This is a genomic window from Desemzia sp. FAM 23989 (genome assembly GCF_045528345.1).
GTDB lineage: Bacteria > Bacillota > Bacilli > Lactobacillales > Carnobacteriaceae > Desemzia.
Genome location: NZ_JBGQQT010000009.1, coordinates 93,153 through 100,083 on the forward strand (window position 1 = coordinate 93,153; position 6,931 = coordinate 100,083).

8 protein-coding genes, 1 rRNA gene and 1 riboswitch are annotated in these 6,931 nt (G+C 36.3%); of the genes, 8 read left to right on the forward strand and 1 reads right to left on the reverse strand.

The annotated features are described in order from the left end of the window. Positions 1-4: 4 nt before the first annotated feature. The 6 genes from ACEN36_RS07145 to ACEN36_RS07170 all read left to right on the forward strand — a co-directional run bounded on the left by ACEN36_RS07145 (position 5) and on the right by ACEN36_RS07170 (position 4,708). A complete protein-coding gene (locus tag ACEN36_RS07145; protein WP_407096730.1) occupies positions 5-1,558 on the forward strand; it encodes a DEAD/DEAH box helicase in 1,554 nt (517 codons plus the stop codon). Positions 1,559-1,760: 202 nt separating this feature from the next. Then, positions 1,761-2,111 carry a holo-ACP synthase gene (acpS, locus tag ACEN36_RS07150; protein WP_407096731.1) on the forward strand — a complete coding sequence of 117 codons (351 nt, stop codon included), beginning with the start codon at positions 1,761-1,763 and terminating at the stop codon, positions 2,109-2,111. A 23-nt stretch (positions 2,112-2,134) separates the two neighbouring features. After that, complete coding sequence (gene alr / locus ACEN36_RS07155) at positions 2,135-3,256, forward strand: alanine racemase (RefSeq protein WP_407096732.1); 1,122 nt, start codon at positions 2,135-2,137, stop codon at positions 3,254-3,256. A gap of 142 nt (positions 3,257-3,398) precedes the next feature. Then, positions 3,399-3,650: a hypothetical protein gene (locus ACEN36_RS07160; protein WP_407126255.1), complete on the forward strand. Its 252-nt coding sequence runs from the start codon at positions 3,399-3,401 to the stop codon at positions 3,648-3,650. A gap of 24 nt (positions 3,651-3,674) precedes the next feature. Beyond that, positions 3,675-4,031, forward strand: a complete 357-nt coding sequence (locus ACEN36_RS07165; protein WP_407096734.1) for a type II toxin-antitoxin system PemK/MazF family toxin — start codon at positions 3,675-3,677, stop codon at positions 4,029-4,031. 132 nt (positions 4,032-4,163) lie between these two features. Beyond that, positions 4,164-4,209: riboswitch (PreQ1 riboswitch) on the forward strand. A gap of 7 nt (positions 4,210-4,216) precedes the next feature. Beyond that, positions 4,217-4,708 carry a QueT transporter family protein gene (locus ACEN36_RS07170; protein WP_407096735.1) on the forward strand — a complete coding sequence of 164 codons (492 nt, stop codon included), beginning with the start codon at positions 4,217-4,219 and terminating at the stop codon, positions 4,706-4,708. Between the two features lie 102 nt (positions 4,709-4,810). Here ACEN36_RS07170 and cbpA read toward each other — a convergent pair whose 3' ends face one another. Further along, positions 4,811-5,446 (reverse strand): cyclic di-AMP binding protein CbpA, encoded by a 636-nt coding sequence (gene cbpA / locus ACEN36_RS07175; protein WP_407096736.1) that lies wholly within the window; start codon positions 5,444-5,446, stop codon positions 4,811-4,813. Positions 5,447-5,577: 131 nt separating this feature from the next. Here cbpA and ACEN36_RS07180 point away from each other — a divergent pair, with 131 nt between their 5' ends. Further along, positions 5,578-6,288 carry an O-methyltransferase gene (locus tag ACEN36_RS07180; RefSeq protein ID WP_407126256.1) on the forward strand — a complete coding sequence of 237 codons (711 nt, stop codon included), beginning with the start codon at positions 5,578-5,580 and terminating at the stop codon, positions 6,286-6,288. 582 nt (positions 6,289-6,870) lie between these two features. Next, positions 6,871-6,931, forward strand: a 16S ribosomal RNA gene (locus ACEN36_RS07185); the annotation flags it as partial.

Sequence of the window (6,931 nt, forward strand, 5' to 3'; positions counted from 1 at the left end):
TTAGTTGAAATTTTCAGAATTAGGATTAGCACCAGATTTGCTTAAAGCAATCGAAAGAATGGGATTCGAGGAAGCAACACCTATCCAAGGACAAACCATTCCATTGGCATTAGAAGGAAAAGACGTTATTGGACAAGCTCAAACAGGAACTGGTAAAACAGCTGCTTTTGGTTTACCAATGTTACAAAAAATCGATAACAAAAACCACAATGTTCAAGGATTAGTTATCGCACCAACAAGAGAATTAGCTATTCAAACACAAGAAGAACTATTCCGTTTGAGCCGCGATAAAAAAGTCAAAGTTCAAGTTGTTTACGGTGGAGCTGACATTAGTCGCCAAATCCGTGGATTAAAAGACGGACAACATATTGTCGTTGGAACTCCAGGACGTTTATTGGATTTAATCAAACGTAAAGTATTGAAATTAAACAATGTAGAAACATTGGTTCTTGATGAAGCAGATGAAATGTTAAACATGGGATTCATTGAAGATATCGAAAGTATTATTCAAGAAACTCCAGCTGCACGCCAAACATTATTGTTCTCAGCAACAATGCCATCTGCCATCAAACGTATTGGCGTTAAGTTCATGAAAGATCCTGAACACGTTCAAATCAAAACAAAAACATTATCAAGTGCATTGATCGATCAATACTTCGTGAAATGTAAAGATTTCGAAAAATTCGATATCATGACTCGTTTGTTCGACGTTCAGACACCAGAATTGTCTATCATTTTCTGTCGTACTAAAAGACGCGTGGACGAAATCGCTAGAGGATTGGAAATGCGCGGATACCGTGCTGAAGGAATCCACGGCGACCTTTCTCAACAAAAACGTATGAGTGTATTAAAAGCTTTCAAATCAGGAAGAGTAGATATCTTAGTAGCTACTGACGTAGCAGCTCGTGGACTAGATGTTTCAGGTGTAACTCATGTTTACAACTTTGACATTCCTCAAGATCCTGAAAGTTATGTTCACCGTATCGGCCGTACTGGTCGTGCAGGTAAAGAAGGTATGTCTGTATCTTTCATTACACCAAATGAAATGGGTTACCTGCGTACGATCGAAAACTTAACTCGTAAAGCAATGACACCATTGCGTCCACCTTCAGATGCTGAAGCATACAAAGGACAAATCAAAGCTGCAATGGATCAAATCCAAGAATTGATCGATAAAAATGACTTGGAACGGTACGAAAAAGCTGCTCATACTCTATTGGAAGAATTCTCAGCTGAAGATTTAGCTGCAGCATTCTTGAAGAGTACGATTAAAGATTCCACTGAAATTCCAGTGAAAATCACTCCAGAACGTCCATTGCCAAGCAAGTCTCATAAAGGTGGCGGCGGTGCAGCCCGTAGTCGTTCAAAAGGCAAAAACTACGGAGACCGTCGTGGTGGCGGAAAACGTAACGATCGTCGTGGTGGCAACAGCCGCAGTGGCGAAAAACGTTATAGCTCAGACAAACGCCAAGGTTCATCAGTTTCATCAGATAAGAAAAAAAGCGACCGTCGTGGTTCAGGAAACGGTAAACGTGACTTCACGATTCGTCAAAAATAATCTATCCGTACGCAAAAGAGAGCAGATTTTCTGTTCTCTTTTTTGCATTTTAACGATGACAGAAAAACAATAGAAGTGTAAAAATGGATTTATTAAGAAATAATAAAATACTATAAATAGGAAGTGTTATTGCTATTCAAATGCCTCTTTAGAGGTGTATACTAAAGAGAAAACAAGAATGACTGCTTCAAAGGAGTTAAACATGATTATAGGGATAGGATTGGATATTGCAGAAATAAACCGGATCGAAAATGCGTATAATAGAAAGAACACATTTTCATCACGAGTTTTAACAGAGGAGGAGCATAACATTTTTTCCTTGTTAAAAGGGAAAAGACAGATGGAGTTTTTAGCAGGACGATATGCGGCAAAAGAAGCTTATTCAAAAGCAATGGGGACTGGGATTGGGAAGTTGGGCTTTAAGGATATTGAGATCTTACCTGATGCATCTGGCAAACCTGTAGTTACAAAGAGCCCATTTGATGGGAATGTCTTTTTGAGTATTACCCATACAGATTCAATTGCTGCGGCACAAGTAGTGTTGGAAAAGTAAATGAATAGGAAAGGAAGAGTAGCTTGGTTGCAGGAGAATACCGAAATACAGTTGCCGTTGTAGACAAAGACGCCATTCGTTGGAATATAGAGCAAGAAAAAAAACGTTTGACTGATGCTTCTTTACTTTATGCAGTAGTAAAAGCTGACGGCTATGGTCATGGGGCTGTAGAAGTTGCAAAAACAGCTCAAGAGGCAAAGGTAGATGGTTTTTGTGTGGCATTATTGGATGAAGCCGTTGAATTAAGAGAAGCAGGTGTTACGGAGCCGATTTTGATTTTAGGTTTAGTAGATCCACAGTATGCGGATCTTATTGTGGAAAATCAATTAAGTGTGACGATTGGGCGTTTGGATTGGATTGAAGAAGCTGAATCCGTTTTGCGTCAGAAAAACATCATAGGTTCAGTTGCTGTACATATCGCATTAGATACCGGTATGGGAAGAATCGGTTTTAGAACTGAAGAAGAAGTTAAAGAGTCGGAGCTACAAATACATAAAAGTGAACACTTCTTTTTAGAAGGAGTGTTTACGCATTTTGCAACAGCGGATAGTGAAGACAATACGCTGTTTATTCAACAGCAAGAACGGTTTAATGTTTTAATCAAATCATTTGATAAACTACCTGAAATAGTTCATACTGCAAATAGTGCTACGACTTTATATCATCCAAGCAACTCATCGAAATTGATTCGATTTGGAATCGCAATGTATGGTTTAAATCCTTCAGGTAATCTTATTCCCCCCCCGTATCAATTAAAACCAGTCTTACAATTGAAAAGCGAATTGATTCATGTTAAACAAATGCATCAAGGAGATTTTATCAGCTATGGAGCTACTTACCAAGCTGAAGAAGGAGAGTGGATTGGGACGCTTCCTATCGGTTATGCAGACGGCTGGCTTCGCGGTCTACAAGGTCAAGAAGTATTAGTGAATGGTAATCGTTGCGAGATTGTAGGAAGGATCTGTATGGATCAATGTATGATTCGACTGCCAGAAGAAACTCCTATTGGAACTGAAGTTGTTTTGGTAGGGAAAAGCGGACAAGAAGAAATTACATTGCAAGAAATTGCGGATAAAATGGATACGATCCATTATGAAATAGCTTGTGGTATTTCATCAAGAGTAAAAAGAAGATATGTCCATTAAGAATAATAGTTTGTGAATGAGTTTTGAACATTAAATGGATTCTCGAAAAACCTATTTTAATGTTTTAGATTACATGTTACTATAAGCTAAAGCTTGGTTTTTTAGCTTATTGGGTACTTGGTAATCTTTAGGAGGCAAATTCATGAGCAATAAAGAGTTTAAAGTTGTTGAAATACAATTAGAAGCGGATCTTTACGAACAAGTACAAGAATATTGCGCTTTGGAGGAACTTGAAGAAAAAGAACTAGTAAGCTGTTTTATGACAAAATTTGTTAAAGAAAAACTAAATATAATCGATACCCTGCGCAATGGTTATGCGGAAATGGCTGGAATCAATCTTGATATTTGTAATGAGTTTGAAGAATGCGAGAAAGAAGTCCTTTCCCAATACTAGCAGGTATTGCAGGAGGAGGTACCTATGGTTAAACGTGGGGACATATATTACGCTGATTTATCCCCAGTTGTAGGTTCAGAACAAGGCGGCATGAGGCCAGTGCTTGTGGTGCAAAATAATGTAGGAAATCATTATAGTCCTACTGTTATTGTTGCAGCAATAACTGCTAAGATACAAAAAGGAAAAATGCCGACCCATGTAGAAATCTCAGCTGAAAAGCATGGCATAGAACGTGATTCAGTGGTGTTGCTAGAGCAAATACGTACAATAGACAAACAAAGACTACGGGAAAAAGTAACTCATTTAGATTATGCGACAATGAAAGAAATCAATGAAGCTATTGAAGTTAGTCTTGGTTTAGTAAGCAAATTCAGTACTTAACTTAAATTTACTTATTCTAAAGAGTCGATCTTGCAAATGAATTTCATTTGCGAGAGAGGCTCTTTTTTGGTTTAAATGAGTGTGGAAGACATTGTTTTTTGAAAAAGGGGATGTTATGATAATAAAGTTGAAAACAGCGTGGTTCATCAACCATCCCACGTAAAAAAACTAGGAGGAACAAATAGATGAAAGTAAAAACTATGGTAATCAATGCCATTGTCGCAGCACTATATGTAGCTGTCACTTCGGTGATTGCTCCAATAGCGTATGGAGCTGTTCAGTTCAGAATATCGGAAATTTTTAACCATTTAGCGGTTTTTAACCGTAAATACATTATCGGAATCGTAGCAGGTGTTTTTATCGCCAATCTTTTTTCACCATTAGGGTGGTATGACATCATCTTTGGAACGGCGCATTCGTTGATTTCGTTGGGTGCGATGCTTTTGCTGACACGTAAAACGACAAATGTATGGATTAAGATGGCTATCAATACCTTAATGTTTATCCTTTTTTCCGGAATTATTGCTTGGGAATTAAAACTCGCTTTTAATGCGCCGTTTTGGTTGAATTATGCCTCAGTTGCTTTTGGGGAATTGGTTATTATGGGCTTGGGTGCTCCGATAATGAAAGTATTAGATGATAAAGTCCATTTCTCTAAACGATTAGAAACCAAATAAAAATACGCAACAGTCCACTAAAAAAACATCCCTTAAAGACCGGTCAGTCTTTGAGGGATGTTTTGCTAGTAAAGAAAATCTATTGGCTATTAAAACAAAAGATTAATTATTTAAACTCTCTTTTTCAATGACACGGAATCCTTTTTTATCTAAAGCGGTTGAAATTTGATTGACGGTCTCTTCAGTTACTCCAGGTTCTAAAGTAATGATCGTACGACGAATCAAATCTTCACGTTCAACATCTAACGTGATACAACTAGAGATAGAAGCAAATTTATTAATGATTTTTGAAATATTTGCCAAATCTCCTTTTTGTCCAGCAGAAGCAATAGTCAGTACAAAACTTCCATTGTCAATACTCCAGGATTGTTGTAGCATGGAAAGTAAAGAACTATGTGTTAAAATACCATAAAAATGATTATCAGAATCAAGTACAGAAATATAAGGCAGTTCTTTGATCGAGAAGAAGATATTAAAGAAAGAGTCATCCAAATGGACGTATTTAGTAGCGTTTTTTAACAAATGAGTTACAGGTAAATTCATGTCTCCACCGTTGGCTTTGTGACGATAGATATGCATTTTATAAATATTGCCTCGGAAAATTTGACCGCTCTCATCTAGGATAGGAACGCACCGATAGCCGGATTCTTCTAAGATCTCAATAGCTTCTTGAAGTGTGACGTCTTCATTAACAGTTGTTAAACTTTTTTTGGGGATACAGAGTGATTTAATGAGCATTTTGCTATTCTCCTTTAACCTTTATTTAATTTGATAATAACACATTATCAGTTTTCTAAACAGTTCTTTTGATATAATTTTTTCAGACAAATAGTAAATGATGCAATTAATTGAAGAAAGTAGGAAAAATAATGAATCAGAATGAAATGATGGATCGACCAGTTATCAATAATGATGTTCGAGAATTTTTACGAAATGCACAAAAACCATTAGCGGGAAAATTAGGTGAGATCGAACAAGACGCACATGAAAGAAGAGTCCCGATCATCCCGCATGAAACAGTTGTTTTCTTAAATTTGCTTTTAGGACAATTAAAACCGAAGCAGATTTTAGAAATTGGAACGGCGATTGGGTTTTCGTCTAGTTTAATGGCTCAACATGTAGGAGAAAAGGGACAAGTAACTACTATTGATCGCTATGAAAAGATGTTCCAAGAAGCTAAAGTGAATTATGAAGCACAAGGCATCACCGATAAAGTTACATTGTTGGAGGGAGACGCAGCAGATATACTTCCTACTTTAGAAGGGCCGTATGATCTTATTTTCATGGATAGTGCCAAATCAAAGTATTATGATTTTTTACCAGAATGTATGAGATTGCTGAAGGTTGGGGGAATGTTGATTGTGGATGATGTTCTTCAAGGGGGAACAATACTTGAACCTAAGGAAAACATTCCGCGTAAAGTTCGTACCATCCATCGTAAACTAAATCTCTTTTTGGATGTAGTCATGAAACATCCTTCTATAGAATCTAGCCTATTGCCTCTAGGTGACGGTTTACTTCTGATTGTAAAGAAAGATGAAACAGATTTTTCTTACTTGTTAGAAGAAAAAAAGGATTAAAAATTAAGTCAAACTGATACTATGCATTTTAAAAACAACCTCTGTCATTTACGAGAATTATAATGAGGGAGGCTTGTTTTTTTTAGGTTTTTATTAGTGAGATTAAATAATATATACATAGAGGTATTTGGTTTAGAATGAAAAATAGTTGTAAAATGAATATTTAGGATTGACGGAATTTAAAAAACTTGATATGATATAAAACGTTGCTGCTAGAACTACTGAGCAGAACAAAATAAACAATGTAAAATAATTAATTATATATATTGACATTGTTAATTGCAACATGGTATGATATTTAAGTCCTAAAGAAACGGATAATTTTATAAAATGAATTTTTATTCATTAAGTTGTTTTTTAAGAAAACGAAATAAAGGTTGACAGTTTCGATAGATGATGATATTATTTAGAAGTTGTGAAACAAAGTAATTGACCTTTGAAAACTAAACAAAGTAAGACGAACCAAACGTGTAAGAAAGTTTTGGCAAGTGCCAAAACAAACAAATTAGTGAATATTTATTCGCTAGCAATCAATTAATGAGCTACAAGCATCATTAAAATAAGCAGGCTTCGGTCTGCAACTTTTATGAGAGTTTGATCCTGGCTCAGGACGAACGCTGGCGGCGTGCCTAATACATGCAAG

Bases quoted from the DNA above. Each gene is read 5' to 3' on its own strand.
- acpS (WP_407096731.1), top strand. From the start codon at position 1,761: ATGATTATAGGGATAGGATTGGATATTGCAGAAATAAACCGGATCGAA.
- ACEN36_RS07160 (WP_407126255.1), top strand. From the start codon at position 3,399: ATGAGCAATAAAGAGTTTAAAGTTGTTGAAATACAATTAGAAGCGGAT.
- ACEN36_RS07165 (WP_407096734.1), top strand. From the start codon at position 3,675: ATGGTTAAACGTGGGGACATATATTACGCTGATTTATCCCCAGTTGTA.
- ACEN36_RS07170 (WP_407096735.1), top strand. From the start codon at position 4,217: ATGAAAGTAAAAACTATGGTAATCAATGCCATTGTCGCAGCACTATAT.
- cbpA (WP_407096736.1), bottom strand. From the start codon at position 5,446: ATGCTCATTAAATCACTCTGTATCCCCAAAAAAAGTTTAACAACTGTT.
- ACEN36_RS07180 (WP_407126256.1), top strand. From the start codon at position 5,578: ATGAATCAGAATGAAATGATGGATCGACCAGTTATCAATAATGATGTT.